Consider the following 25,360-nt stretch of genomic DNA (forward strand, 5'->3'; position numbering starts at 1 on the left):
TCCGCCACACCGGTGCCGGACCTGTTCCAGCGCGACTTCACCGCGAGCGCGCCGAACACGAAGTACGTCGGCGACATCACCTACCTGCCGGTGGGTGACGGCGAGTTCCTGTATCTGGCGACCGTGATCGACTGCTTCTCGCGCCGCCTGGTGGGCTGGTCGATCGCCGACCACATGCGCACCTCGCTGGTCACCGACGCGCTCAGGACGGCCGCCGCGACCCGGGGCAGCCTGGCCAAAGCCGTATTCCACAGCGATCACGGAGCGCAGTACACCTCCCGCGAATTCGCTGGTGTCTGCGCCGAGTTGGGGGTTCGGCAGTCCATGGGCGCAGTCGGCACGAGCGCGGACAACGCACTCGCCGAATCGTTCAACGCAGCCCTCAAACGCGAGACGCTCCGTGGCGCACGCCGCTTCGACGGGACCCGCACCTGCCGCCTGGCGGTCTTCCGCTGGACCACCCGCTACAACACCCGCCGACGGCACTCGGCGAATGGGCAGCAGGCACCGATCCCCTACGAACAGCAGTCAGTTACCCTGACCTTTGCCGCATAACGACACGAACAGGTGTCCACTCCTCAGGGACAAGCCCCAAGATCACTTCTCAAAGACCCTTCCGGCCGGGCACGCCCAGTTGCTGCGGATGGGATCGTGTCCGGCTGCGTGACGGTGGCGCAGGCTGGACGGGTCGGTCCACCTCGTGGACGGACGACCGGGAACGCTGCCGCCGGGCCGGCATCGACGACGGCATCGTCTTCGAGACGAAGGTGGTCATGGCCAAGGCGATGGTCCGCCGGGCCGTCGCGGACAGGATCCCGTTCGGCTGGGTGACGGCGGATGCCGCCCACGGCTTCAGCGAGGGCTGGCGCTTCGAGTTGGAGCAGGCCGATGTCTTCCACGTGATGGCCACCACCCGGCACGACACGGTCATCACCCGCTGGGCACTCGACCATCCCGTCCATGACCTGCTCCCCGCTCTGCCCCGGCAGAAGTGGAAACGCCGTTCCTGCGGCGAGGGAGCCCACAGCCGACGGATCTACGACTGGGCCCGCGTCGAGATCCGCCCCTGGCACCGCGAGGACCGCCGGCACTGGGTCCTCGCCCGCCGCAGCGTCGGCAGACCCGAGGAGATCTCCTACTACATCGCCTACTGCCCTGTCGGCACCCCGCTGGATCAGCTGATCCGCATCGCGGGGAGCCGCTGGGTGGTGGAGGAGTGCTTCCAGAGCGCGAAGCAGGAGTGCGGCCTGGACGACTACCAGGTCCACCGCTACCCGGGCCGGCACCGCCACATGACCCTCGCCATGGCCGCCCACGCCTGCCTGACCGTCCTGCGGGCACGCCAGCTGGACGCGGACAAAGCAGAAACGGATCCTCCCAGCTCATCCACCTCAGCCTCGCCGAGATCCGACGCCTGATCACCCGGCTCACCGACCGCCGCCCCACCCCGGTCGGCCACATCCTGCACTGGTCGGCATGGCGCCGCAGACGCCGGCACCAGGCCCGAGCCAGTCACTACAGACGACGCGGACACAGCCCCTGAAACTGCCCGGCACTCAGAACAAGCACCGTTGCAGTACTGGAGTCTCGATCAAAGCCGGGGCGGTTCACGGATAAATTGGCCTTATGGTGAAGCTGTCTGTGCGGTCGGTTCGTCATGCCCCCTCTGGTTCAGTGCTGTCGTTGTGGTCACAGAACTCCGTGCTGTCGATCGGGTCGGTGGGATCGGTGCTTTCCGTGGGGTCCGTCGGTTCTGCCTTGTCGGTCGGCTCGATCGGAAGTGCCCTGTCTGTCGGCTCGATCGGTTCCTCCCTGTCGCTGATCTCAACCGGATCGTGGCTGAGTACGGGATCGTTGTTTTCCGCGCAGTCGCGGTGGTCGGTGCTGTCTTGGCGTTCCTCTCGCGGTTTCCTGGCCGCGGGGGCGGTAGGGGCAGCGGCCGGGGGCGCCCTGCTGCTGGCCCAGATGCTGCACAAGGCCGACACCGGCACCCGATGACCCTGATTGAATTGAGAGGATTTTCCGCTCGGCGTTCCGGACCGGAACGGATGGTTGGTCTCGCTGTGCGAGAGCACGCCGGTGAAAAATGAGCGGGTGACAGGAACCGGACTCGCGCTCCCGGCTCGGGAAGCTGCGGGTATTCACGGAAGACCGGGCACCCGAGCTGGATGGCTGCCTGCTGCACGATCTCGTCGGCCTCGGCTCCTGCACCGTGATCCCCCGTTGTTCCCCGCTCTGTCCGGTGCGCTTGTGGTGCGGCGTCCGCGCCCCTGTCCGATTCCGTCGGCCCGTCGGCATCGCCGCAGAGGTCGGCTCGGAGCCGAGCCTTGGCTGCGTCGAGCCGCTCGGCGTGGTCGGGCATGAAGATCTCGCTCAGTGTCGTGTCCAGCGTTCCCGAGACGGTGCAGACCGGTGACCAGACGGCTCGGTCGCGCACGATCCCTTCCAGGTCGCCCGACCGGAACCATCACTTCGTAGAGCCAGTCCGACAGCACGAACGCTTGAGCGCGCGTGAGCCTGATGGTGATCGCTTCCTCGTCGACGCCCTCGACCCAGCCGCCTCTGCAGGCGGTGTCGCGGGCCCGAGCCTTCACAGGACCGGCACGCTTTCCGACTGCGGTGGTGGCCGCGGCAGCGCTGATGCGGACGCTCCAGGCCGAATCTAGACTGGCGAAGGCGTAGAAAGCCACGAATCAGGGAGATATGCGCTATGGCCAAGCGAGGAAACAAGCGACGTGCCCGCAAGAAGAAGAAGGCCAATCACGGCAAGCGCCCCAACGCCTGAGCCGACTTGAGCAGACGCCGCGGGATCCCGGTCCTCGCCACCCGGATCAAGGTCAAGGACTGGGATCCCGCAGCGGTGCGGGAGCACGGCAAAAAGCCGAGCCCGGCCTGACCGAGGTCGGCTCTCGGGACCGGCCGCTTTCCCACGCTGTCGATCTGCCCGGAGCAGAACTTCTCGGCCCAGCTGCGGTGATTCCACCGCTGTACGAGCCGGGCTCCGAGCCGCTCCACGGTCCGGTCCGCGGCCGGAGCGTCTCCGTCGAGGGCGTCCAGGATCGTCTGCGACAGCACGGGAACGTCCGGCAGCGGGACGAGCAGCGTCGGCAGAAACGCTTTCGGCCGCTACGGCGGTTTCCGGACGCACGACGAGACCCGCAAGGCCGTGGCATCGCCGGCGGCAAGGTGCTGGAGGGCGTCACGCTGTCCGTCCCCGGCTCGGTGACCCGCTTCACCGGGACGTGCCCGCCCGACGGTGCCGAGGTCGCCGGGCAGCTGACGGAGGTCATCAGCCATCTGCAGGGCTTCGTCACGGAGTCGGCCATGGCCTGACCCCGCCCGCCCTCCGCGCCGCGGAGAGGCCGGCGCCGGCTCCGGCCCGGCCGGTGTCGCCGCTCAGACCGGCTGCGGCTCTCTGTCCGAACGGTGGATCGGGGCGGCCGAGCCGGTGAGCGGGGCCCCCGTCCCGCCGTGCCGCTCCGCGATGATCTCCGCCACGATGGACACGGCGGTCTCCTCGGGTGTACGGGCCCCCAGGTTCAGCCCGATCGGGGATCTGAGCCGGGCCAGCTCGCGTTCGCCGACGCCCGCCTCCCGCAACCGCCGCTCCCGGTCCTCATGGGTGCGGCGCGAGCCCATCGCGCCGATGTAGGCAGCCGGCCGGCGCAGCGCCTCCCGCAGCAGGGGCACGTCGAACTTCGCGTCGTGGGTCAGCACGCACAGCGCCGTCCGCCCGTCGGTGGCGGTGCCCCGCAGATACCGGTCGGGCCAGTCGACGACGATCTCGTCGGCGTCCGGGAAACGGGCTCGGGTGGCGAAGACCGGCCGGGCGTCGCACACCGTGACGTGGTAGCCGAGGAACCGTCCCGCCCGCACGAGCGCCGCCGCGAAGTCGATCGCGCCGAAGACGATCATGCGGGGCGGCGGCACGGCCGACTCCACGAGCAGGGTGACACCGCCCGGGCAGTGCGTGCCGTCCTCGGAGAGTTCCACCGTGCCGGTCCGGCCGGCGTCCAGCAGGGCGCGGGCCTCGGCGCGCGCAGTGCGGTCCAGTTCCGGGCCGCCGCCGAGCCCGCCCCCGTAGGAGCCGTCGGGGCGGACGAGCAGGGCCCGGCCGAGCAGCCCGGCGGGACCCCGCGCCACCCGGGCCAGTGCCACCGGCTCACCGCCGGCCGCGGCGGACAGCGCGGCGTCGTGCACCGCCCGCCCGGCGGAGAACGGGACGACCAGCACGTCGATCGTCCCGCCGCAGGTCAGTCCCACCGCGAAGGCGTCCTCGTCGCTGTAGCCGAACCGCTCGGTCAGCGGCTCGCCGTCGCGCAGGGCCTGGCGGCACAGGTCGTACACGGCGCCCTCGACGCAGCCCCCGGAGACCGAGCCGATCGCCGTGCCGTCGGCGTCGACGGCCAGGGCCGCCCCGGGCGGACGCGGGGCGCTGCCGCCGACGGCGACGACCGTGGCGACGGCGAAGTCCCGGCTCTCCTCGACCCAGGCGTGCAGGGCCCTGGCCAGATCAAGCATCGCCGCCCGCCGACAGGACGCGGTCGGGCCGGATCGGCAGGTCGCGGTGGCGTACGCCGGTCGCGTGCCAGACGGCGTTGGCGATCGCGGCGGCCGCGCCCACGATGCCGACCTCACCGATGCCCTTGATGCCGATCGGGTCGTCGGGGTCGGGGTCGTCGACCCAGTCGGCCTCGACGTGCGGGACGTCGGCGTGCGTGGCGACGTGGTAGCCGGCCAGGTCGGCGCCGTGGACACCGCCGCTCGCCGGGTCCCGGACGGCCTCTTCGTGCAGGGCCATGGACAGGCCCCAGATCATTCCGCCGACGAGCTGGTTGCGGGCGGTGGGCGGGTTGACGATCCGGCCGGCCGCGAAGATGCCCAGCATGCGGCGGACCCGGACCTCGCCGGTGGCCGGGTCGACGGCGACCTCGGCGAACTGGGCCCCGAAGGAGTGCCGTTCCCGCTGGGCGAGCGCGCCGACGGCCTCGGTCGTGTCCGACCGCGCGGTGATGCCCTCCGGCGGGATGTCCTCGCCCGGCGCGAGGCCACGGCGCAGTTGTTCGGCCGCGGCCGTGACGGCCCAGCTCCAGGAGCGGGTGCCCGCGGAGCCGCCGGCGATCATCGCGGGACCGAGGTCGCTGTCGCCGATCCGCACCAGCACGCGGTCGACGGGCACCTCCAGGGCGTCGGCGGCCACCATGGTGAGCGCGGTCCGGGCGCCGGTGCCGATGTCGGCGGCGTTGATCCGGACCGTGAAGGTGCCGTCCGCCTCTGCTGTCACGGACGCCGTGGAGGGCATGGCCATCGCCGGGAAGGACGCGGCCGCGGTGCCCGTGCCGAGCAGCCAGCGCCCCTGGCGGCGCACGCCCGGGCGCGGGTCGCGCTCCGCCCAGCCGAACCTGCGGGCCCCTTCCCGGAAGCAGGCGACGAGGTTGCGCCCGGCGAACGGCAGTCCGGAGACCGGTCCCACCTCGGGTTCGTTGCGCAGGCGCAGGTCGATCGGGTCGATGCCGCACTTCTCGGCGAGTTCGTCGAGGGCCGACTCCAGCGCGAACGAGCCCGGTGCCTCGCCCGGGGCGCGCATCCAGGTCGGGGTGGGGACGTCGAGTCGCACCAGCCGGCTGGCCGTGTGGTGGGCGTCGGCGGCGTACATCGACCGGCCGGCCGCGGCGCTCGGCTCGACGAACTCGTGCACGGTGGAGGTCTGGTTCAGGGAGCGGTGCTCCAGGGCGCGCAGCCGTCCGTCCGGATCGGCGCCGAGGCGGACGCGCTGCGCGGTGGGACTGCGGTAGCCGGCGAGCGAGAACATCTGCCGGCGGGTCATGACGACCCGGACGGGCCGCTGCAGCACGGTCGCGGCCATCACGGCGGCCACCTGGTGGGCGCGTACGCCCTTGCTGCCGAAGCCGCCGCCGACGTGCTCGGAGCGCACGCGCACGGCGCCCGGGTCGAGGGAGAACAGGTTCGCGAGCTCTCCCGCGACCCAGGTGGTGCCCTGGTTGGAGTCGACGACCTCCAGTCGGCCGCCCTCCCAGCGGGCGGTCGCCGCGTGCGGCTCCATCGGGTTGTGGTGTTCCTCCGGGGTGGTGTACTGCGCGTCCACGATGACGGCGGACGCCGCGAGTTCCCGGTCCAGGTCGCCCTTCTCCACCATGGCCGGCAGATGCCCGTCGACCGGGTACGCCTCGGCCTCGCGTCCGGCCGAGAACGCGACGTCGTGCGGCTCCTCGTCGTACGTCACGACGAGGGTCCGGGCGGCCTCCCTGGCCTGTTCGGACGTCTCGGCGACGACCAGGGCCACGGGCCAGCCCAGGTGAGGCACCCTGTCGTGCTGGAAGAGGCCGGTGCCGGGATCCGGCGGGACGCCCATCATGCCGACGAACTCGGTGTGGACGCGGGGGGCGTTGTGGTGGTGGAGCACGGTGACGACGCCGGGCATCGCGAGGACGGTGTCGGTGTCCAGGGCGCGGACGCGGCCGCGGGCGACGGTGGACAGCACCAGCCAGCCGTGGGCGAGTTCGGCGAAGGGGATCTCGCCGGCGTAACGGGCCGCGCCGGTGACCTTGTCGCGGCCTTCCACCCGGATGTGGGAGGTGCCGGTCACGCGCTCGGCGGCGGACCGGCCGGTGGTGGCGGTGGTCATCGGGCGGCCTCCTCGGCGAGTTCGCTGAGGACGGCCACGACGAGGTTGCGCATCAGGGGCACCTTGTATCCGTTGCGGGGCAGGGGCCTTGCGGCCGCCAGTTCGGCGTCGGCGGCGGCCGCGAAGGTCTCGGCGTCGGCCGGGGCGCCGGTCAGGAGGCGTTCGGCCGCACGGGCCCGCCAGGGGCGGGAGGCGACGGCTCCGAAGGCCAGGCGCACGTCGTGCACGACACCGTCCCTGAGGTCGAGGGCGGCGGCGACCGAGCCGATGGCGAAGGCGTACGAGGCCCGCTCGCGCACCTTGCGGTAGCGGGAGTTGGCCGCCGTGGCACTGGGCGGCAGGGTGACACCGGTGATCAGGGCACCCCTCGGCAGGGCGGTCTCCCGGTGCGGTGTCTCCCCCACGGGCAGATAGAGGTCGATGAGCGGCAGCTCGCCCGGTCCGTCAGCGGTCTCGTAGAGCACGCGGGCGTCGAAGGCGGTCAGGGCCACGCCCATGTCGGAGGGGTGGGTGGCGACGCAGTGTCCGGAGGCGCCGAGGATGGCGTGGTTGTGGTGCTCACCGGTGAGGGCGGGGCAGCCGCTGCCCGGATCACGCTTGTTGCAGGGCGAGTCGACGTCGGTGAAGTAGCCGCAGCGGGTGCGCTGCAGCAGGTTGCCGCCGACGGTGGCCATGTTGCGCAGCTGCCCGGAGGCGCCTGCCAGTACCGCCTGGGCCAGGGCCGGGTAGCGGCGCCGGACCTCGGGGTGGGCGGCCAGATCGCTGTTGGTGACGGTCGCGCCGATGCGCAGTCCGCCGTCCTGCGTCGACTCGACGCGGTTCAGGGGCAGTTCGCGTACGTCGACGAGCCGGGCGGGCCGCTCGACGCCGGTCTTCATCAGGTCGACCAGATTGGTGCCGCCGCCCAGGAAGCGGGCGTCCGTGTCGCCGTCGAGCAGTGCCACGGCGCCGGGGACGTCGTAGGCGCGCCGGTAGCCGAACTCCCTCATGCCGACGCTCCGTTCGCCTCGGCGGCGCGAGCCACGGCCTGGACGATGGACACGTACGCGCCGCAGCGGCACAGGTTGCCGCTCATCCGCTCACGGATCTCCTCGGGGGTCAGGGGTGGCGGTCCCGCCTCGGGCCGCAGGTCGTAGGTGGCGGCGCTCGGCCAGCCCGCGGCGTGCTCCTCGATCACGGCGATGGCCGAGCAGATCTGACCGGGTGTGCAGTAGCCGCACTGGAAGCCGTCGAGGTCGAGGAACGCCTGCTGCACCGGGTGCAGCCGGTCGCCGTCGGCCACGCCCTCGACGGTGGTGATCTCGCGTCCTTCGGCCGCAACCGCCAGTTGCAGGCAGGCCACGCTGCGGCGGCCGTCGACCAGGACGGTGCAGGCGCCGCACTGCCCCTGGTCGCAGCCCTTCTTGGTGCCGGTCAGGTCGAGCCGTTCCCGCAGGGCGTCGAGCAGGGTGGTGCGGTGGTCGACGGTCAGCGTGTACTTCTCGCCGTTGACGGACAGGGTGAGGTCGCTGGACGTCGATGAAGCCATGGAAGCCTTCTCTCTCACGTGGTGAGGCAGGTCGGGCGAAGGCGTGGGCGCTGCGGCTGGCGGCGCCGGTGCGCGACCGTGCAGGATGCGGGGCAGGTGGGCCATGTCCGGCCGCCCCGGACTGTCCCGCACGGACGGCACGCCGATACGATGGGAACAAGCGGACAGTTGTCCGTTACCCGGAAAACGTAACGGACAGCTGTCCGCTTAACAAGGATCGGGTTTCGGCCATCACCGTGAGGAGGGCCAGTGGGCCAGGACAAGGAAGTGCCCCTGCGCTCGGACGCGCAGCGCAACCGCGCGCGCATTCTGGAGGTGGCGCTGGCCGAACTGACCCGCTCGGCTGACACCCCGCTGAGCACGATCGCCAAGAAGGCGGGGGTCGGGCAGGGGACCTTCTACCGCCACTTCCCCACCCGTGAGGCTCTGGTCCTGGAGATCTACCGCCATGAGATGCAGCAGGTCGCCGACACCGCGGCCCCGCTGCTGTGCGGCCGGGAACCCGACCGGGCGCTGCGCGAGTGGATGGACGGGCTCGCCCGGTTCGCCATGACCAAGGCGGGGCTGGCCGATGCGATCCGGCAGGCGACCGGCGCACCGGGCACGCAGAAGCCGGGCCACGCCCCGGTGACGGAGGCGGCCGAGTGCCTGCTCCGCGCCGCCGAGCGGGCCGGCGCCATCCGCCCCGGGATCACGGTGGACGACCTGTTCCTCGCCATCGGGGGCTTGTGGACACTCGACCCGCGCGGCGACTGGCAGCCCCGGGCGACCCTCCTGCTGGACCTCGTCATGGACGCGCTCCGCGTCGGAGCGCCCGGGCGGTGACGTGCCGGGGCCGTCGGGGGCGCTGGCAACGGCGGTGTGCCGGGCCTCGGCGGCCTCGAGCGCGGTGGCCGCGACGGCTTTGCAGTCGCGGACCTTGCGGTTCTTCAGCCACGTCGCAAGCCTGTTGCTGCCCGATCCGACGAAGCACGGCCGGGTCTGACAGCTGGTGAGCAGTATCAACGCAGCCTTGGACGTCTTGTAGTCGAAGGCCCTTTTCAGGGCTGGGAAGCACTCCAGCATCTGGGCCCGCATCCGCGAGGGAAGGCGGCCTTGCCACTTCCACCGTCGTCGCCGGAATCCCGGCCGGACCGGAGCGCGGCCACAGAGACAACAAGATCACCCCACTGGCTCCCCGCACCACGCCGACCCCAGCATGAGCCAGCCCGGGAGATCACTTCAGGCACACAGCAAACTCGCCGGCAGAGTCCGAGGCGGCGGCGCTGAAGTGCGTCCACATGGCCGTCATGGGCCTGGACCTCACCGGCGCCGGCCGCAAACGCTGGACCATGCGCTGGAAGCCCGCACTCCAGACTTTCGACATCGCCTTCAACGGCCGGCTCTCCGTCGGCTGCCGGTAACTCGCACCACACGAGTTACACCACTGGCTGTACAGACCCGACGCTGCTGGTGAGCATGGCTGTGTGGTACATCATGAAGCCGATGCAGGCGTGCGCGTGCTCGCTGGCGTCGGGCTTCGGGAAGCTTGGCACGTGCGAGAAGCTGTTCGCCGGCATGAACCGGTAGCCCGCGGGCGGGCTTTGCCGGAACCGCTGGGTGTAGCAGCTGGACACGGCCCCGGGTGAGGGTGTCACCTCCGCGGGCTCGGTGAGGATGAAGGGGCTGTCGAAGTCGACGACTTCGCGTATGAGTCCTGAGGGTTTCATTGCGGCGATGAACTTCCGCATTGCTTTGATTCCGGAGCTGAACGAGGTGACGCCGACGTCCGTGAGATTCGGCGGCGGGAGGAACGGAACGAACGCTGCCTGGGTGGCCGCAGTGATGTTGCTGAGGGTTGCGACGGGGTCGATGGCGAACATGTTCTGCTCACGGTCTGCGCCGAGCGCGGCCATAGTGGTGAACGGGACCAGCAGCGGAACACGCCGGACGGACGCCAACTGGCTGCCCTGAAGCGCAACGTACCGCTGCAGGCTGCCGGACCAGCCGCCGGTGAAGGTGGGGTAGTCGGCATCCGAGGCGTGAACGATGGGGGGCTGCGGCGGGGGCCCCTGGACGACTGTCGGGTGGAAAAACACCTGTATCCGTGAGAAGTCGGTGGTGCCGAAAGGTACCGCGACACCCACCCAGAACACATGGCTGTCCTTGGTGACCTTGAACAGGAATTCGTGAATCGTCGCAGTCAACTGCATCTCTTCGAGGAACTCACCCTGCATCACCGGTTTGATCACCGGATTGGTCACGACGTGTGGAATCGTCAAGGCAAACGGATTGGTTTGTGTCACCGTGATGTTCATGATCGCCATCTCACCTCGATCTTTCGTGAGGACCCACCGAATCCGCAGGCGGGGCGGTCGGTCGACCGTGGAGGGACTGGTATCCGATCCACACCTGGATTCGTGTCAGCCCGTCCAGGTTCAGTCCTGTGTCGAACTGCTGCTGCGGGATGGTCGCTTGCCAGCTTCCGCCCACGCCTCGCCCCCAGAACGCCAGCGATTTGGGTGCGCCGAGGGGCGGGTCATAGCCGAATCCCTCATCGGGCAGCAGAGGCGTCGTCTTGGCAAAGCGAGTGGCAACCTTGGGCAGCAACCACTGGGTCGTCACACTCTTGTCGGGCCGGCGCTGCTGATGCTTCCCGTCGTGGCGCACATCGCACGAGATCTCACCTTCGGAGTGAGACGCTCCGATGAGCGCGTACACGTCGTTCATCGATCGCCCTCCTTCGCGAAGAAGACCGCCGCTTTTCGCAGGACCTCGGTCGTCTCGGCCTGCTCGCGGTTCTGCCTCCGCAGCCGGCGGCAGTTCCTCCCGCTCCGCGCTCGTCAGCTCCCCGGGTGTTCCCTGACCCCGGTCGATCGTGTCCTGCTTGACCCAGTTCCGCAGACCCTCGGCGCTGACCCCGATCTCCCGGGCCACCTCGGTGACGGTCTTCCCGGAGGACCGGACCAGCGCGACCGCGTCCCGCTTGAACTCCTCCGTATACCGCCTGCTGCGGTTGCTCTTACTTCCCACCCGGCACTACTTCCTCTGGAACCTCACGTCCCAGTCTCCAGGTGTCCAACATCAAGGGGAAACCTCACCGGACTCCACGAGTTCAACCTGAGTACCGAGGCTTTTGTTTCAGTTTTCGGTGGTGACGGATGATGATCCCTGTGGTGAGCGGCTGAGGCCGGATCTTGTCGGACCCACGTGGCCCGTGTCCGACATCCGAGGTCAAGGCCCTCTCCGTCAGCCTCCTCCCATCAGCCTGCGATCGCCCGCAAGATCGGCTGACCGAGTGCGCCGAGCCAGCCCGCGAGCGCTCCGAGCGGCCCGATCAGCCCGGTGCCGGCCGTGGCCAGCGCACCCGCCGAGGACAGCAGCCGGGTGATCCGGCCGAGCCGGCCCGCCACTGCCTCCCGGTCCGGCTCCGGCCGGGCGACCTCCTCGTCCAGCGAGTCCAGCTCGGCCCGCACCTCGGGCTCGATCGCCGGCGGCAGCGCCGTCCGCTCGATCGACGCCCTCAGTTCCCGGACCAGGCCGCGCACCTCCTGCCCGCCCGCCGTGAAGACGGCCGACTGGCCACCGTGAACGGTCTGGTTCCCGGCGACGTTGTTGACCACGCCGCCCTGCTGGTTGCCGATGTTGAAGGACATGGCTCCCCATCTCCTCACCGCTGCCGCCAGGACGCCTGCCGCTCGGCATCCTCGAAGCGGCGGCGCCGGGACGTCGTCACGATGTGCAGAACGATCCCGACGACCATCAGAACCGTCCCGATCGCCGCCATCGCGAACCCGACCGCCCCTACCGGCACCCCGGCCACCTTCGGTCCGAGCAGCTCCGGGGAGGAATCGAAGTTCGAACTCCCCGACGAAATATCGTCGTTGGTCCCGGCAATGAATCGAATGATCACCCAGCCGTAGATCCCGCCCCCGACCAGAAAGAGCAGGAAGCCGAACATGATCAGGTGTCGCGCCCTGGTACGGGTCGCGGCGATCTCCTTGAAGAAGCTCTCGCGCTGCGCCTGCTGAACGTAGTTGTACTGGTCCCCGGCGACGTTGCTCAGCCGGTCGGCCTGCTGCTCCCCGATGTCGAACCGCCGCTCGCCGCCGGGCGGCGTACGGCCGGCCTCGCGCGGTGGCGGGCGGCCCGGCGGGCCGGAGGGGGGCGGCCCTGCGGTGGGAGCGCCGTGCGGCGTGGGCCCGGGCTCAGGAACGGGGCCCCAGCCCGGCATGGTGTCCGGGGTACCGCCCGGAGTGCCGCCGGCTCCGGGCTTCGGGGCCTGAACGGTCCGGTCGGCGGGGCGCAGCTCTTCGTAATGCACCTCTAGGGGCCCGAAATCCAGCACGTCGCCCGAGTGCAGCACCTGCTGCCCGAGCACCGGGTGACCGTTCAGCATGGTGCCGTTGGTGGAGGCGAGATCCTCGACGGTGGTCCGGCCCGAGGCCCGCCACACCACCGCGTGCCGTCGGCTGACGCCCGGATCGCCCACCTGGATCTGGCAGTCGGAGTCCCGCCCGACCAGCATCGGCTGGTCGTCGAGGACGAAGACCCGGCCACGCAGCCGGTCCGGTCGGTCGACCACGAGGTGCGGCAGGTCGCGCTCTCGCAGAGGCGGGTCCATGGCACGACCTCCTGCCTTGGCGAAGCGTCCGGCGTCGGGCGAAACGATTCGGTCGCCCGTTCCGGTGATCCTCACCTTCCAGTAAAGGCCGATCGGCCCCGTCCTGCCACAGCGTCCCGGACGGCCGGAACTCAGCAGTGCGTTCGGCCGCCGTCCCCTCGGTCCGCGGCCCTCCGGTCCCGACGGGCTGGTCTCCGCGACTCCGGCCCGTGCCCGTCCGGCCGTCCGCCTCTCCGCGGTCCACAGCGCCTTGATCCAGGACGCCGCAGCACCGCCGTGATCACGTCGAAGGCCAGGCCGCGGGTCAGGTCACCGTCCGTGCTGTCTGTCCACTCGCCTCGGCCCGCTCGCCAGGCAGCCACGTCGGCGTCGGTGATCCGGTACAGCGCCGGCGCCACAAGCAGCGTGAGGCGGGTACCGGGCCGCTCGGCCTCGGCACGTCGGCCAGGGCCACCCCGGCCGGGTCCCGCGTAAGCGGAGGTGTCCCGGGGTGACGAGGGAGGCGCCGCCCTCAAGTCCTGGCGGCTCCTGTGCAAGCTCCGATGCTCCACCACCTGTCACCGGCCTCGTTCAAGCCCTCCTCACCCTGCACCTGACCTGCGCGAACCGAGGTTGGAAACGCTCAGCGACGCCGCCGTGCGCCGGCTCGACGACGAGGAGCAGCACCGGCTGCGCGGTGATCACCGTCTGGATGTCGGTGGGCAGTCCCTCAACGGCGATGCGAGTGATCGGCACAGTCCACCTCTTCCCACAGTCAGAGAGTCTCGACCCGTGCCTCGTCCGAGGTGTCCTCGCTGCTCTCCTGCTGCCGAGCCGATCCGCACGACGATGTCGGGGCAGCATGATGCACGGTCGGGGGCTCTTCAAGCACCCGGAGCATGGGCTCGTGGGCGCGCGTTTCGAGCCGGCCGGGGCGCTGTGGGGCCGCCTGCGAGCACGGGGGCGGCTCATCGCGGCTGCTGTCCTCTGACGAGCGCAGTGGGCAGTGACACGCCGAGGATCAGGTCACGCGGCAGCGCCAGTTCGAAGCGCCGCTCCAGCACGGCGAGAGAGGCACGGTGCGCCGTGTCCCGCTTCCTTTCCTCCGGGATTTCGGCCGCGACGACGTCGGCGCGGACGAGGTCGGCGCCGGGGCCGGTGATCTCCTGCGACCAGGTGTGCATGTACATGTCGAAGCCGCACACGTAGTGGTCGTCGTGGAAGTAGGCGAATACGGGCGGTGGGGCCTTCGGGTTCTGCTTCTCGCAGTAGAACTCGAAGACGTGGACCCCGTCCCGGGACGTCCCGTCGTGGTACGCGGGCCCGAGGACGGAGGGCCAGTGGCCGTAGGCGACGGCGAAGCCCAGGCCGGCGTGGTCGCCGTGGCGGACGGCGATGCTGTCGGTGTCGCCGCGCTCGGCGTCGAGCCTGTCGACGAGCTCTTCGGCCTGCGGCCCGGTGGTGGCCCGGACCGGCACGGGGCCGCCGCCGGCGGCGAGACGGGCGGCGAGCTGTTCGCCGCTCAGACCCCGGGCCGGCTTGATGCAGTGGCCGAGCCAGGAGATGTCCTCGTCGGCCATCCATGTGATCCCGCCGGAACTCACTGCGTGTCTCCGTTCTCCGGTGTGGCACGGCCCGGGGCCGGCCCTGCGACCGGCCCCGGGCCGCACTTGCGGTGTGCGTCAGTATCGCGCCACCAGATGTCGCACTTGATCGTCGGCTTCGAGGCGTCGCACTTGCCGAAGCCCGGCGTCCTGACGGGACACACGTCCTGATCGATCAGCCGGAGCTCCTTGGCGAATGCGGGAAAGCGGCTCATCGAGGTGGAGTTGACCCACCCGGACATCGCGGACCGGCCGCACACTTCGGACCACGTCGGCGCGGCCGTGCGCTCGTCGTCGTACGGCCGCCAAGTGCCGTCCGACTGCCTGGTGGCGTAGGTCTGCGCACTTGTCGCCCGAGTTGACCTGGTTGGTGCCGCCCACGTCGGAGGGCATCCCGCCACTGTTGCAACTCGCTGCGAAGGTGAACTCGTCACAGGACGGCTTGCCGCCGGCGGAGATGCCGGTCACCGGTGTGGTGCGCGAGCGAGGCCGACTTGGCCGTCATACACAGGTGAGCGGCCGCCGCCGAACCGCTTACCGTTCGCCTGCCGGTTCAGCGCGACACGTCGGCGGATCCCATCGCGCCGGTACTGCGACCGCACTGATCGTCAGCGAACCGGTCACCAACGCCATCCGCCACACCGACGGCCCCGTCGGCCTGCGCCTCATGCGTGACGCCGCGCTCATCCGCGAGGTCGGCGACCCCAGGAACACCCGGCACCGGCTGCGCCGCGTCCTCACCACCGGCGAAGGCGGCGCGGCCTGTTCCTCGTGGCCCAGCCCGTCACCCGCTGGGGCAGCCGCTACGGTCCCGAGGGCAAGCCCATCTGGACCGAGCAGCAGCTCACCCCCAGCGAACCGGCCGCTCGTGCGAGCCGCAGTCCGCGGTCGAGCCGACGCCAACTCGCGATGCCCCCACGGGCCATGACGGAGAGGTGCCGCGGCTGCCGCAGCCACCCTGTCGGCCCCTGCCCGGGGCCGGGCACACCCCTCTCACCCGGCCGGTCAGAAGCCTCCGGCGCCCACCGGGTGACACTGCACACAATTGTTCGGGAATCGTACGGTCGGCGTGCTAGCTTCCGGCCGTGACTTTCCTGGCTGCGGATGCGCCCACGCCCATGCCCGAAGGCGCCGGACCCGGCCCAGCGACCCGCTCCGCGTACGCGGAAGCGGACGACCCCCTCGGGCTGCTCGACCTGTTCGGCGACCCTTTCGTCCGCGACCCCTACCCCTGGCTGGACCGGCTGAGGTCCGAGTCTCCCGTGCACCACGACCCCGCCACCGGACTGTGGCTGGTCAGCCGTCACCACGACGTACGCCAGGTCCTGCTCGACACCGACCGGTTCCTCCCGGACAACGCCCAGCACGCCGCCACCCCACTGCCCGTCGCCGTGCTCAGGGTGTTCGCCCGGGCCCGCTTCACCCTCCCTCCGGCGCTCGCCAACAACGGCACCCTCAGCCATGCAGGGCTGCGCCGGGTCGTGACCAGGTTCTTCAACGCGCAGCGCGTCACAGCGGCCGTACCGGTCATCGAGCGCATCGCCGGGGAACTGCTCGACGCACTGTCACCACAGCTTGAAAGCAACAGCGGCTGCGACCTGTTCACCTCGTTCGCGCAAGTCCTGCCGTGCCGGGTGCTGATGGAACTCCTCGGCATCCAGGGGGTCGAGCCGGGCACGCTGATCCGCTGGAGCGATGCCTCTCTGGAGCTGTTCTGGGGCAGACCGACGCTCGAGCGACAGCTCGAACTGGCAGAATCGGTTGTGGAGTTCCATCGCTGGCTCACCTCCACCGTGCGCGATCACGCCGCCCCGTCGGACTCCTTCATCGGGGCACTGGCGAACCACCGCCTGCCCGACGGCAGCCCTCTGGACGTCGAGACAGCGGTCGCCGCATGCTTCTTCGTCTTCATCGCGGGTCAGTCCACCACCGGACAGCTCATCGCCACCGTGCTCCGCCGGGCGCTGGCCGAGCCCGGCATGTGGCCGCGTGCGGCAGCGGAGGAGGGACAGGCCGAGGCATGGGTGGAGGAAGTACTGCGCCGTGAGCCGCCTGTGACCACGTGGCGCCGGGTGACCGCGCGGGCCACCCGCCTGGGAGGAGTGGAGCTCCCGGCCGGCGCACCGCTGCTGCTGATGCTCATGGGCACCGGATCCGATCCGGACGTCTTCCCGGACCCGGAGCGGATGTGCCCCCACCGGGCCAACATCCGCCACCACCTGGCCTTCGGTGCCGGCCGCCACCGTTGCCCCGGGGCGTCCCTGGCCCGCACGGAAGCAGCGGTGGCCCTGCGGGCGGCGGCACGCACCCTCCCGCACATCCGCTTGGCGACCAGACCGGCGGAACCTCCCATGCTCGGCCTCTTGTCGTTCCGTGCCCCCATGCAGGTCGACGTCGAACAGCGGACCGAGCATCTGGTCTAGGCGCAATGCCGTTGCGTTACAGGACCGTTTCCAGCTCGGGCACATTCGGCTCGTCCAGGGCGTGGGCGTAGCACGCCACCGCCTGCTGGAGTTCGGCGATCACGAGACCACCGTCAGCACGATCTTGCCCTGGATGTGGCCCTGCGCGGCTCGCGTGTGTGCGCTGACCGCTTCGGACAACGGGTAGGTGCTGTCCAACCCGACCTGGAGCCCGCCCTCTTCGAACAGGCGCCCGATCCGGGCGAGCTGGGGACCGTTGGAACGCACCTGAATGTTCGAGACGGTGACGCCCAGACGCGCCGTCTCTTCCGGATCGTACTCGGCGAAGAACACCGGAAGCATGGTGCCGCCGCGCTTGAGCACGGTCAGGAAGCGTGAGCTGTCCGGGCCGCCGACGGTGTCGATCACCAGGTCGACACCGCTGACCACGTCCACGGCCCGCGTCCTGGTGTAGTCGATGAACTCATCGGCGCCGAGCTCGCGCAGGAACTGCTCGTGCCGGCCCGAGGCCACCGCGATCACGTGTGCCCCCTTCCATTTCGCCAACTGCACCGCGAAGTGGCCCACTCCACCGGCTGCCCCGTTGACCAGCACGGTCGTCCCCGGCGTGATCGGCACCGGCTGGTGCACCTGGCCGGTGAAGGGGGACGGCACGTCGTGGCCGAGATCAACCAGGTACTGCCAGGCCGTCAGCACGGCCATCGGCGCCCCGGCCGCCTGCACGTGGTCGAGACCGGCCGGCTTGTGAGCCAGGTCAGAAGCCGGCGCGGCCACGTACTGGGCGTACGTCCGGCCGTCGAATCCGGGGAACCGCAGCATGCCGAAGACCTCGTCACCGACGGCGAGCCCCGGCACGTCCGGAGCGACCGCCTGGACCACGCCCGACATGTCCGTTCCGGGGATCAGGGGGAACTCCAGCGCCGGCCTCATCTCGGCCGGCATGACCTTCATCCCCTCACGCAGGTACCAGTCCGGCGGGTTGATGCCCGCCGCGTGCACCCGGACGAGCACCTCGCCCGGGCCGATCCCGGGAACCGGCACCTCGTCGTACCGCAGAACTTCCGGCCCGCCCGCTTCGTGGAACTGGATCGCCTTCATCGCGCCTGTCGCTTTCTCGGGGAAACGTTGCTCCTTCAGTCAAGGCCCGGGACGGCAGGGCCGTCCAAGACCGGTTCGGCAACCTGATCATTCCGAAACGGCATGACACGTACCCTGCAAGGGTGAACGATCTCGGACAGGACCTGGAACTGCGGCTCGTGCGTTACTTCACCGTGGTGGCGGCGCACCAGCACTTCGGCCGGGCCGCCGCCGACCTGCACGTGGCCCAGCCGGCGCTGAGCCGTCAGATCCAGCGGCTCGAGAAATATCTCGGCACACGACTGCTGGACCGCACCCCCCAGGGCACCCGGCTCACTCCGGCCGGCCGGACGTTCCTCCCCCGGGCCCAAGCCCTGCTGCAGGCCGCCCGCCAGGCCGAGCTGGCCGTGCGTGAACAAGCCCAGACCGAACGAATCGCCATCGGCTACGTCGAAGACCTGGTGATCACTGCCGCTGTGCGGGAACTGCGCCGCCGTTACCCCGATGCCGAGATCGCCACCCGGCACCTGAACTGCCGCGACGTCGGGGCACTGTCCGACAACCGCGTCGACGCCCTGATCGCGCGGGCCCCGCTGCCGCTCGTTGCCGACGACGTGTTCACCACCCCGCTGTACGAGGAGCCCCGGATGCTCGTGGTCCCGCGCGGCCATCCCCTGGCCGACCGCCCGTCGGTGACCGCGGAAGAACTGGCCGGCGAAGAGGCGGCGCCGTGCGCGTTCGAGACCGCGGACTGGGCTTCCTACCGGATCCTCGGGGCCGGCGTGCCGCCGACCGAGAGCTACGAGGACAAGCTCGAACTCGTCGCGAGCAGCAGGGCCATCGCCGTGCTACCGGTCGGCGATCGGCGTAGCTCACTGCGCCCCGACCTCGTCACCGTCCCGGTCGAGGGCGCTCCCCCCAGCCGGGTCGTCCTGGTCAGCCGCAAGGGCGACCCGAATCCGATGATCAGGAATCTCCGGCTGGCCGCCAAGGCCGTCCTGACCGCCCCGGCAGCCTGACCGCGTCCGGCCCGAGGGGTGCAGTCGAGAGCTCGGCGTCGACTTCGCCTCACCCCGCGAGCAGGACGCGACCACGGCAGGTTCGGCCAGACTGCCCTGTGCTGCTGCAAACGACTCATCCGCCTCACCCCATAGGACACGGTCTCAAGCGGCGCCCGTCTTGTCGTTGATCTGGAAGGTGATGACGTCGACTTCGTCGGTTCCTGCCAGATCTGGGTAGTGGCCCTTGAGTACTTCCCGGAGTTCGGCTGCGGTCGTCAGCCCCTCGGCTCGGGCGTCCTGGTTGGTGAGGTCGCTGACCAGGCAGTGCCTGATGCCGGTCACCTCTGCCGGCAGGACGACTTCGGGGTCGCTCTCAAACACCAGCCGTGCCGGCCCGAGCTGGGCCGGGTCCCGGAAGCGCGTGGTCCTGGTCTTGGCGCCGGAGCGGACGACTTCGAGGTAGCGGGGGTTGAACCGAATGATCGGGGGGCCGGCCGTCTCGGGGTCTTGGCAGAGCGATGCGTCGAGACCGTTCATGCCCCCCTCCGGGGTCCATTGCTGAGCCAGCGGCATCAGGTCGGCGGCGAGAACGGACCTGAGCCCCGCAGGCGTGGGCACGATGACGCGCATGGTGGGGTAGTAGTCCAGGAAGACCTGCCGATCGCGCCCGCACGGGCCGACGACCCCGCGCCCGTGGTTTCCCACGGCGACGATGCAGCGCATCTGGCGGGCGCCCTGGGCTCGTGCGGCTCCCAGAGCCACGAGTTCGGCGCAGGGTCCGCCGGTGAAGTGGTAGAGGTTCACGCCGGCGAACATCCGGTAGTCGGCGGCCATGACCGCGGCACCCATCGTGTGGACCCCGTCTTCGTCGGGCCCGGCGTCGGTATGCGCGTCTATGGTGCGGCGTGCCAGCTCCACGAGCTCACGCTCGTCATCATCGAGAGCTCGTGCAGATGACGGTACGTACACCTTTTTGACCTTCCCTTACGTCAGCAGTCGCCCAAGAGCATTCCACGCCATGCAGGTGGGCTCCACAGGGTTTCGGCTTGCCCGCCTGAGGCCCCACCGCCCCCGTCCCGCGGCCCTGCCCCGCCTCCAGCACTGAGATGGATGCCCTGCTGACCATCGCCACGTTCGAAAAAGGGGACGACGAAGGGCGCAGCTGGTCCCCGTACCGGGACCCGACGGTCATGTCCCCCTCGCCGGCGCGGAAGGAGCCCACCAGGAGCAGCGGCACGTCGCGCAGCCGTTCGGCGCACAGCAGGAACAGCTCCACGCTCTCCTCGTCGCCACGGTGGAGATCGTCCACGACGATCACCGACGGCCGGCGCAGGACGGTGTCACGCAGCCGGCCGAGCAGCGCCTGGTGGAGCCGGAAGCGTCGTGCCGGGCTGCCGTCCGGCTGCCCGGCACCGGTCAGGACGCCCGGAGCCAGGAGCGGGGCGAGCTCATCCGTGCATGGGTCCGGAAGGGCAGCCTGCGCGAAGGCCGGCAGCAGGTCCAGCCAGGCATGTCCGGGCGGGGCACCCTCGCTCTCCGGGCACTGCCCCGAGGCGGACAGCCAGCCCTGTCCGGGCAGTTGCCCAAGAGCGGCTTCGAGCAGGTTCGACTTGCCGATACCGGCCCCACCGCAGACAAGGAACACCTGCACCCTGTCGTTTCGGGCCCGTCCGCTGCATCGGCCAGGCGGGCCAGCTCTTCGTCGCGGCCCAGCAGCCGGTCCGCCGTCAGCACCGTGGGGGCGGCTCCCTATCGGTGCCGACCGGCTGCGACGGGCTCCACCGCGACCTCCCCGGCAGGGGCCGCACCGGGGTGGACCGGCCCTTGCGCCCGTACGCAGGTTTCGCGATGCAGGAGGCGAGCCGCTGGTGCAGCAGGGCCTCCTCCAGCTCCAGCGGGGCGGTTCCGAGTTCCTCGCCCAGGACGTGCCGGGCCTGCCGCAGCGCGGTCAGTGCGTCGCCCTGGCGGTCGCGGGCACACAACGGCAGGGCCAGCAGCCGCCACCCCTCCTCGTACATGGGCTGTTCCCTGGTCAGCGCCCGTGCGTCGGCGAGCGCCTGCACGGCCTGCCCGCAGCGCAGTTGCGCCGCAGCGAGCCGCTCGCGCGCGGTGCGGCGTATCTCCTCGGGGCAGGTGCGCTCGCCGGCAGCCCATGGCTCGTCCGCGAACTCGGCGTAGGGCTGCCCGCCCCATGTGGCGAGCGCATGGGCCAGACGCTCGGCAGCCAGGCGGGCGGACAGCCCCGCCCTCGTGCCGGCGGCCACCTCGTCCTCGAAGACTCAGGCGTCCACCGCGTGCCGTCCCACGGCGAGGGAGTAGCCGTAGGGTGCGCTGACCAGAAGCCTGGCAGGGGCCCGCGGCGGCCGGTGCGGTTCAGCGCCCGCCGCAGACGCGCGACGTAGGCGTGGAGCGACGCGTGCGCGCTCGACGGGACGCGGGTCGGCCACAGCCGCTCGACGATGCGGTCAGTGGGTACGACCGCGCCCCGGGCAAGCAGCAGTTGGACCAGGACCATGCGAGTGAGCCGGCCGCGTGTGTCCGCGGGGTGTCCGTCGGCCTCGGCCCGGAAGGAACCGAGCACTTTAATGTGACCATGCCAAGAACATCGTAAGTGGCTTACGGGTCAGCGGAAGATCTTCGGGTTCCGGGCGCCGTCCCGTGGAGCGGTGCGGCCGTACCGCGTTCCGGAACGCGGCGGTCAAGTGGGCTTTCCAGGCGACCGCCACGAGGTGGTGCACGGTCCGCAGTTCCGCCCTGCTGCGATACCCATGAGGTATCGCAGCTTCAGGACGGGTCTTGGACAGCCCGGGGTGTCGGCGGTGGACTCGTGAGCGGCGACTCCAGGAGGTCATGGCCACGGCATCGGGATCCCGAGAAGCCGACTCGGCAGACCAGGAGACGTCTGTCCAGGAAGAAGGAGCAGTGCAAGTGCAGTTGACCCCTCGCACGAGAGGCCGGGCCTTACGAGGTCCCGCCCCCGCTTCGTCGCGACAGCGGCACGGGCCCTTGCGGCAGACAGGACCCCGGCGGCAGGAAGGCGTGGTGCTGTCTGCGACCGAAACAGCGCGCGGGGCGGGCGCCTGCGCGGCTGGTTCGCCGTCTACGTGACACTCACGCTCGCCCTCACCACGCTCAGCCTCGCCGGACCGGCAGCCGCGCCCGCCCATGCCGTCCCCGAGAACACTGCGGTGGCCCAGCTGAACATGAAGGGCCAGAGCGACTGGACCAACGGCTGACCCGAGTCGCGCTGGCACACCGCGCTCAGCGATGCCCTCAACGACAGAGAGGTGGGTGTACTGGCTCTGCAGGAGGCGGGCAACGAACCGCCTCCGCGTGCCGTGCAGACCGACCGCGTCTTTCCCGACCCCGGCGTCCACGAATTCACGTACCTGGTCGGCGGCTCGGATCGCGGGTACCCGGTGAACATCTACTGGATGGACCCCGGACAGCAGCGCAACGGTCTGGCGATCGTGTCCCGGCTGACCGCCGTGAACGCGGTGCAGCTCGTCGTGGGCGGGAACCTGAACTCCCAGGTTCTTTGAGAAGTGTCGAGGTGACCGGTTCGCCTGCTGAGGGCTGGATGTGACGACTTGTCGGCTGAAGTCGGCGGCGGGCCCTGGAAGCAGTGCAGGCATGGCCGCTGGTGATCATGTGGGTGTCGAATCCGTATGAGCACCGAGCGAGGCCATGCCTGCCCGCCCATCTTCCCGTACGCCACCCTGTCTGCAACAACTGGGGGACGTGTCTGGCTCCGTCATGCCGGAAACCGTCGCTGACCTGCGGACATATTTGAGTGAAGGGGACCTGTCCCAAGGCCCGCCGGCCGAGGTCTTCGAAGAGCAGCTACGCTCGCTCCAACAGCCCGGTGTTGCAACGACCAATTGAACTCGCCTTGCGAACCACGGTCACTGTGACGGATCAGCCCCGGGCCCTTCTTGACGCCACGCCGCCACAGGGCCGTCTCCAGGGCGCCCGGCGGGAGGTCGGTGCGCATGTGGGTGGCGGGCTGCCATCCGACGATCATGCGCGAGTACACGTCCAGGACGAAGGCGGCGTGGACCCAGCCTGACCGGGTGCGGATACAGGTGAGGCCGGCGACCCGCGGCTGGTTCGGACGACAGGCTTCGAAGTGGCGGTTGACCAGGTCCGGTGGCCCGGGTGCGGACGGCTCAGGGACGGTGGTGCAGCGCCGCTGTCCGCGGATGCGGGCCGCCTGCGGCGGGTGTTGTGTGCCGGGACCGGCAGGTCTGGTTCCCGGCACACCGGCTCGGCTCCGAAGCCGTCGCGGAGGTGGCTGATCACCGCGTCGGCCTCGTGCGGGGCCGGTCGAGCTTCTTCGCGAAAACACCGAGGCGGCTTTGAGGGTCTCGTCGGCTCGCCGCAACCCGGCTGTTTCCTTGCAAAGTTGCGTGAGTTCGGTCCGCTCGGCGGTGGTCAGCAGGCCGGGCCGGCTGCCCTGGCCGGCTTCGGCCCGGCGGACCCGGCCCCGCAATGCTTTCTTGTGGATGCCGAGGTCTCGGGCTGCATGGGAGACCGGTCGACCGGAGGTCCGGACTTCGCGGACAGCCCGCTCACACAGCTCGTCCGGGTACTTGCTCGGCGCAGGCATCGGACCTGTGTTCTCCCATCCGCCGAGGCGATCATGCCTGGCTTCAGGGCCGCTACAAAATCCGGTTCAGCTCAGCAGGGTCTCCTGGAACAGCCCGTTGGGATCACTCCCACGAGCTGCCGAGAGACCCTGCCGTTTTGCCCGGCCTACCGGAACATCACGCGAACCAGAGCCGTGTTCGAATCAGCAGCCGCACAATCGGCGCGGCAACGGGTTCTGTGCTCGGGGTTGGTTACTTGGTACCGATCCATGCGTGGCTTGTGCCAGCCGGGTTGCAAGGCCACTGGACGGCGTGGGCGTTGCCGACGCTGCCGTCGACGATGGTTGCGCAGAGGCCGCTGCCTCGGTTCCGCAGCATGATTCCGCCCGCGCTACCCGCCACCTTCTCCCATTGCTGGGTCGCGTGGCTTCGGCAGTCGTACTGAATGAGTATGGCGTTGTTGGAGGTACTCGCATCCCGGACGGAGAGGCACCGCTTACTCTGGAAGTTCTTGATCTGGGTGCCGTTGGAATCCCAGTACCAGTCCTGAGCGTTTTCCCCCGTGCAATCCAGCTGCATGATGGTGGCGTCGTTGTTCAGACCGGCTGAATACGGGATCAGGCACTTGCCGCTGTGTACGTTCTTCAGAGTGAATGTATCGACTTGGGTGGCCTCAGGCTTGAAACCGAATACGAGCCGTTCGTGGTGACTGAAACCCGTTCTCGGCCTGATCACCTCATTGACGCCCCTGATGCGCTTCACAGAGTAGTCCCAGTCGAGGTTTTGTGTCATGTCGGGAACGCTCGTCAGCACCTCGAAGGTACTGCCGGACATGGCCTTGTAGACGCAGGACGCCTCCACGTAGCCGTTGTCGTATCCAGCCGGACACGCGGCACTCAGAAAGATGGTCCCCTCGGTAAAAAGAACCCCCTGCGGACGGAGCGGTGAGACGGACCAGGAACCCGTCGAGATCGCGTTACCGAACTCGACACCGGTAGCGGAGCGCGGCAGCCATGTCTTGGTGTCGAACGGCCAGCGCACCACACGGGCACCAGATACCTTCGAGAACTCGTTGGTCAGCAGGGCTGAGTTCTTCCGATCAAAGCTCATGCCATTCAGGCATGGGGAAGTTCCGACAATCTCCTTGCAAGAGAAATTCCCGTCAGATGTCCGATACTCCATGCTGCGCGGGATCACGAGGCCGGAAGGGGAACTCAGCAGATTATCCAGGCTAAAGACCTCCAAGGCGCGACCGGTTCCGACCAGAAGGTTGTCGCCGAACCAGACAACGCTGTCGGCATGGCCATCGACAGGCGTAATGGTACCCATCGGGTCGATCGTCACCATCTGCACGTCGAAGTATCGCGGGTCGGCCAGGCCGTTCGCTCCGAGATCGACGAACCTGAACTTGACCGGGCCCTGCTTGTGCATGGAGACGACTTCCCAGCGCCGGGGCGAGACCCCTTGTTGGTCTACCGGCCACCAGCCGTCAGCGTTCTCGTCACTGCTGTGCGGGACGGAAATACCCTGCGGGGTCCACCAGTCGAGTGAGCCCTTGTCGTCCTGCTCGTTATTCCAGCAGTACCCGTAGGCCGCGACGCCAGGGTTGAACGGTTCCGGATAGCACAAGCCACTACGACCCAGCGTGCCCGTGCCAGCGAGGTTCCTCAGGTTGACCCGCATGACGCTGCGGTTGGCCGCAATGCCGGCGCTCACGTCGGCGCGACGGTCCCATCTCGCCGCCAGGGTGTACGGCCCCTGAGTGTCGGGGTTCAGCGTCCCATCGGCCGCCTGCGCAGTGCCCGCGCTCACAAAGTGAACCGTTCCGGGTTCGGTAGGGACTCGATCATTTGAGAGGATCGAGTCATGGCACGTCCTTCCCAGTACCCGCTTGAGCTGCGCCGTCGTGC

Annotated in this window: 24 protein-coding genes and 5 pseudogenes; 12 read left to right on the plus strand and 17 right to left on the minus strand. The window is 69.8% G+C overall.

Translation table 11 applies throughout. The features are described from left to right. From ACIQGV_RS40075 to ACIQGV_RS40095, 5 genes and pseudogenes are all read left to right on the plus strand, one after another. Positions 1-555: IS3 family transposase (locus ACIQGV_RS40075; RefSeq protein ID WP_402504573.1), on the plus strand; the 555-nt coding region annotated here is incomplete at its 5' end. Positions 556-695: 140 nt separating this feature from the next. Then, positions 696-1,418, plus strand: a pseudogene (locus tag ACIQGV_RS40080) (IS701 family transposase); the annotation flags it as partial. 208 nt (positions 1,419-1,626) lie between these two features. Continuing rightward, entirely contained in the window at positions 1,627-1,998 is a 372-nt protein-coding gene (locus tag ACIQGV_RS40085) for a hypothetical protein (RefSeq protein WP_402504575.1), read from the plus strand. A gap of 712 nt (positions 1,999-2,710) precedes the next feature. Beyond that, positions 2,711-2,785 (plus strand): 50S ribosomal protein bL37, encoded by a 75-nt coding sequence (locus tag ACIQGV_RS40090; RefSeq protein WP_100661309.1) that lies wholly within the window; start codon positions 2,711-2,713, stop codon positions 2,783-2,785. Between the two features lie 401 nt (positions 2,786-3,186). Further along, complete coding sequence (locus ACIQGV_RS40095; RefSeq protein ID WP_402504577.1) at positions 3,187-3,333, plus strand: hypothetical protein; 147 nt, start codon at positions 3,187-3,189, stop codon at positions 3,331-3,333. A 63-nt stretch (positions 3,334-3,396) separates the two neighbouring features. On the opposite strand, the gene ACIQGV_RS40100 is transcribed toward ACIQGV_RS40095, so the two are convergent. The 4 genes from ACIQGV_RS40100 to ACIQGV_RS40115 are packed head-to-tail and all read right to left on the minus strand — an operon-like array spanning position 3,397 to position 8,174. Next, positions 3,397-4,521: an XdhC family protein gene (locus ACIQGV_RS40100; RefSeq protein WP_402504579.1), complete on the minus strand. Its 1,125-nt coding sequence runs from the start codon at positions 4,519-4,521 to the stop codon at positions 3,397-3,399. Next, entirely contained in the window at positions 4,514-6,646 is a 2,133-nt protein-coding gene (locus ACIQGV_RS40105; RefSeq protein ID WP_402504581.1) for a xanthine dehydrogenase family protein molybdopterin-binding subunit, read from the minus strand. The genes ACIQGV_RS40100 and ACIQGV_RS40105 overlap by 8 nt, the downstream gene beginning before the upstream one ends. Next, positions 6,643-7,635, minus strand: a complete 993-nt coding sequence (locus tag ACIQGV_RS40110; protein WP_402504583.1) for an FAD binding domain-containing protein — start codon at positions 7,633-7,635, stop codon at positions 6,643-6,645. The genes ACIQGV_RS40105 and ACIQGV_RS40110 overlap by 4 nt, the downstream gene beginning before the upstream one ends. Beyond that, on the minus strand, positions 7,632-8,174 hold the full coding sequence (locus tag ACIQGV_RS40115) for a (2Fe-2S)-binding protein (RefSeq protein WP_402504585.1): 543 nt from the start codon (positions 8,172-8,174) through the stop codon (positions 7,632-7,634). The genes ACIQGV_RS40110 and ACIQGV_RS40115 overlap by 4 nt, the downstream gene beginning before the upstream one ends. Positions 8,175-8,423: 249 nt before the next feature. Here ACIQGV_RS40115 and ACIQGV_RS40120 point away from each other — a divergent pair, with 249 nt between their 5' ends. Then, a complete protein-coding gene (locus tag ACIQGV_RS40120) occupies positions 8,424-8,999 on the plus strand; it encodes a TetR/AcrR family transcriptional regulator (protein WP_402504587.1) in 576 nt (191 codons plus the stop codon). Positions 9,000-9,424: 425 nt separating this feature from the next. Beyond that, positions 9,425-9,577: pseudogene (locus tag ACIQGV_RS40125) on the plus strand (IS256 family transposase); the annotation flags it as partial. A 15-nt stretch (positions 9,578-9,592) separates the two neighbouring features. Here ACIQGV_RS40125 and ACIQGV_RS40130 read toward each other — a convergent pair. The 6 genes and pseudogenes from ACIQGV_RS40130 to ACIQGV_RS40155 all read right to left on the minus strand — a co-directional run bounded on the left by ACIQGV_RS40130 (position 9,593) and on the right by ACIQGV_RS40155 (position 14,336). Beyond that, positions 9,593-10,480 carry a hypothetical protein gene (locus tag ACIQGV_RS40130; RefSeq protein ID WP_402504588.1) on the minus strand — a complete coding sequence of 296 codons (888 nt, stop codon included), beginning with the start codon at positions 10,478-10,480 and terminating at the stop codon, positions 9,593-9,595. Between the two features lies 1 nt (position 10,481). Further along, positions 10,482-10,883: a hypothetical protein gene (locus ACIQGV_RS40135; protein ID WP_402504616.1), complete on the minus strand. Its 402-nt coding sequence runs from the start codon at positions 10,881-10,883 to the stop codon at positions 10,482-10,484. 111 nt (positions 10,884-10,994) lie between these two features. Beyond that, a pseudogene (locus tag ACIQGV_RS40140) lies at positions 10,995-11,186 on the minus strand (transposase); the annotation flags it as partial. Positions 11,187-11,416: 230 nt separating this feature from the next. Beyond that, positions 11,417-11,809, minus strand: coding sequence for a hypothetical protein (locus ACIQGV_RS40145; RefSeq protein WP_402504590.1), 393 nt, complete (start codon positions 11,807-11,809; stop codon positions 11,417-11,419). 14 nt (positions 11,810-11,823) lie between these two features. Further along, the gene (locus ACIQGV_RS40150) at positions 11,824-12,777 is read right to left on the minus strand and encodes an FHA domain-containing protein (protein WP_402504592.1); all 954 of its coding nucleotides are present in this window, start codon (positions 12,775-12,777) and stop codon (positions 11,824-11,826) included. A gap of 947 nt (positions 12,778-13,724) precedes the next feature. Next, on the minus strand, positions 13,725-14,336 hold the full coding sequence (locus ACIQGV_RS40155) for a hypothetical protein (RefSeq protein WP_402504594.1): 612 nt from the start codon (positions 14,334-14,336) through the stop codon (positions 13,725-13,727). 213 nt (positions 14,337-14,549) lie between these two features. Between ACIQGV_RS40155 and ACIQGV_RS40160 the strand changes: the two genes are divergently transcribed. Continuing rightward, positions 14,550-14,696 (plus strand): hypothetical protein, encoded by a 147-nt coding sequence (locus ACIQGV_RS40160; RefSeq protein ID WP_402504596.1) that lies wholly within the window; start codon positions 14,550-14,552, stop codon positions 14,694-14,696. A 749-nt stretch (positions 14,697-15,445) separates the two neighbouring features. Beyond that, the gene (locus tag ACIQGV_RS40165) at positions 15,446-16,783 is read left to right on the plus strand and encodes a cytochrome P450 (protein ID WP_402504598.1); all 1,338 of its coding nucleotides are present in this window, start codon (positions 15,446-15,448) and stop codon (positions 16,781-16,783) included. 99 nt (positions 16,784-16,882) lie between these two features. On the opposite strand, the gene ACIQGV_RS40170 is transcribed toward ACIQGV_RS40165, so the two are convergent. Further along, positions 16,883-17,881, minus strand: coding sequence for an NADP-dependent oxidoreductase (locus ACIQGV_RS40170; protein WP_402504600.1), 999 nt, complete (start codon positions 17,879-17,881; stop codon positions 16,883-16,885). A gap of 122 nt (positions 17,882-18,003) precedes the next feature. Here ACIQGV_RS40170 and ACIQGV_RS40175 point away from each other — a divergent pair, with 122 nt between their 5' ends. Next, positions 18,004-18,879: a LysR family transcriptional regulator gene (locus tag ACIQGV_RS40175; RefSeq protein ID WP_402504602.1), complete on the plus strand. Its 876-nt coding sequence runs from the start codon at positions 18,004-18,006 to the stop codon at positions 18,877-18,879. A 144-nt stretch (positions 18,880-19,023) separates the two neighbouring features. Here ACIQGV_RS40175 and ACIQGV_RS40180 read toward each other — a convergent pair whose 3' ends face one another. The 4 genes and pseudogenes from ACIQGV_RS40180 to ACIQGV_RS40195 all read right to left on the minus strand — a co-directional run. Then, positions 19,024-19,779 carry an ASCH domain-containing protein gene (locus ACIQGV_RS40180; protein WP_402504604.1) on the minus strand — a complete coding sequence of 252 codons (756 nt, stop codon included), beginning with the start codon at positions 19,777-19,779 and terminating at the stop codon, positions 19,024-19,026. A gap of 16 nt (positions 19,780-19,795) precedes the next feature. Then, positions 19,796-20,701, minus strand: coding sequence for an AAA family ATPase (locus ACIQGV_RS40185; RefSeq protein WP_402504614.1), 906 nt, complete (start codon positions 20,699-20,701; stop codon positions 19,796-19,798). Then, positions 20,589-21,128: pseudogene (locus ACIQGV_RS40190) on the minus strand (BTAD domain-containing putative transcriptional regulator); the annotation flags it as partial. The pseudogene ACIQGV_RS40190 and the gene ACIQGV_RS40185, both read right to left, overlap by 113 nt. A 104-nt stretch (positions 21,129-21,232) precedes the next feature. After that, positions 21,233-21,376: pseudogene (locus ACIQGV_RS40195) on the minus strand (winged helix-turn-helix domain-containing protein); the annotation flags it as partial. 589 nt (positions 21,377-21,965) lie between these two features. Between ACIQGV_RS40195 and ACIQGV_RS40200 the strand changes: the two are divergent. Together ACIQGV_RS40200 and ACIQGV_RS40205 are read left to right on the plus strand one after the other, a co-directional pair. Next, positions 21,966-22,097 (plus strand): hypothetical protein, encoded by a 132-nt coding sequence (locus ACIQGV_RS40200; protein WP_402504606.1) that lies wholly within the window; start codon positions 21,966-21,968, stop codon positions 22,095-22,097. Between the two features lie 51 nt (positions 22,098-22,148). Next, entirely contained in the window at positions 22,149-22,403 is a 255-nt protein-coding gene (locus tag ACIQGV_RS40205) for a hypothetical protein (RefSeq protein WP_402504608.1), read from the plus strand. A gap of 212 nt (positions 22,404-22,615) precedes the next feature. On the opposite strand, the gene ACIQGV_RS40210 is transcribed toward ACIQGV_RS40205, so the two are convergent. Together ACIQGV_RS40210 and ACIQGV_RS40215 are read right to left on the minus strand one after the other, a co-directional pair. Then, positions 22,616-23,470 (minus strand): transposase, encoded by an 855-nt coding sequence (locus ACIQGV_RS40210; protein WP_402504610.1) that lies wholly within the window; start codon positions 23,468-23,470, stop codon positions 22,616-22,618. Between the two features lie 232 nt (positions 23,471-23,702). Further along, positions 23,703-25,360: RICIN domain-containing protein (locus tag ACIQGV_RS40215; RefSeq protein WP_402504612.1), on the minus strand; the 1,658-nt coding region annotated here is incomplete at its 5' end.

The organism is Streptomyces sp. NPDC093094 (genome assembly GCF_044754345.1).
In the GTDB taxonomy this organism is placed as follows: Bacteria; Actinomycetota; Actinomycetes; order Streptomycetales; family Streptomycetaceae; genus Streptomyces.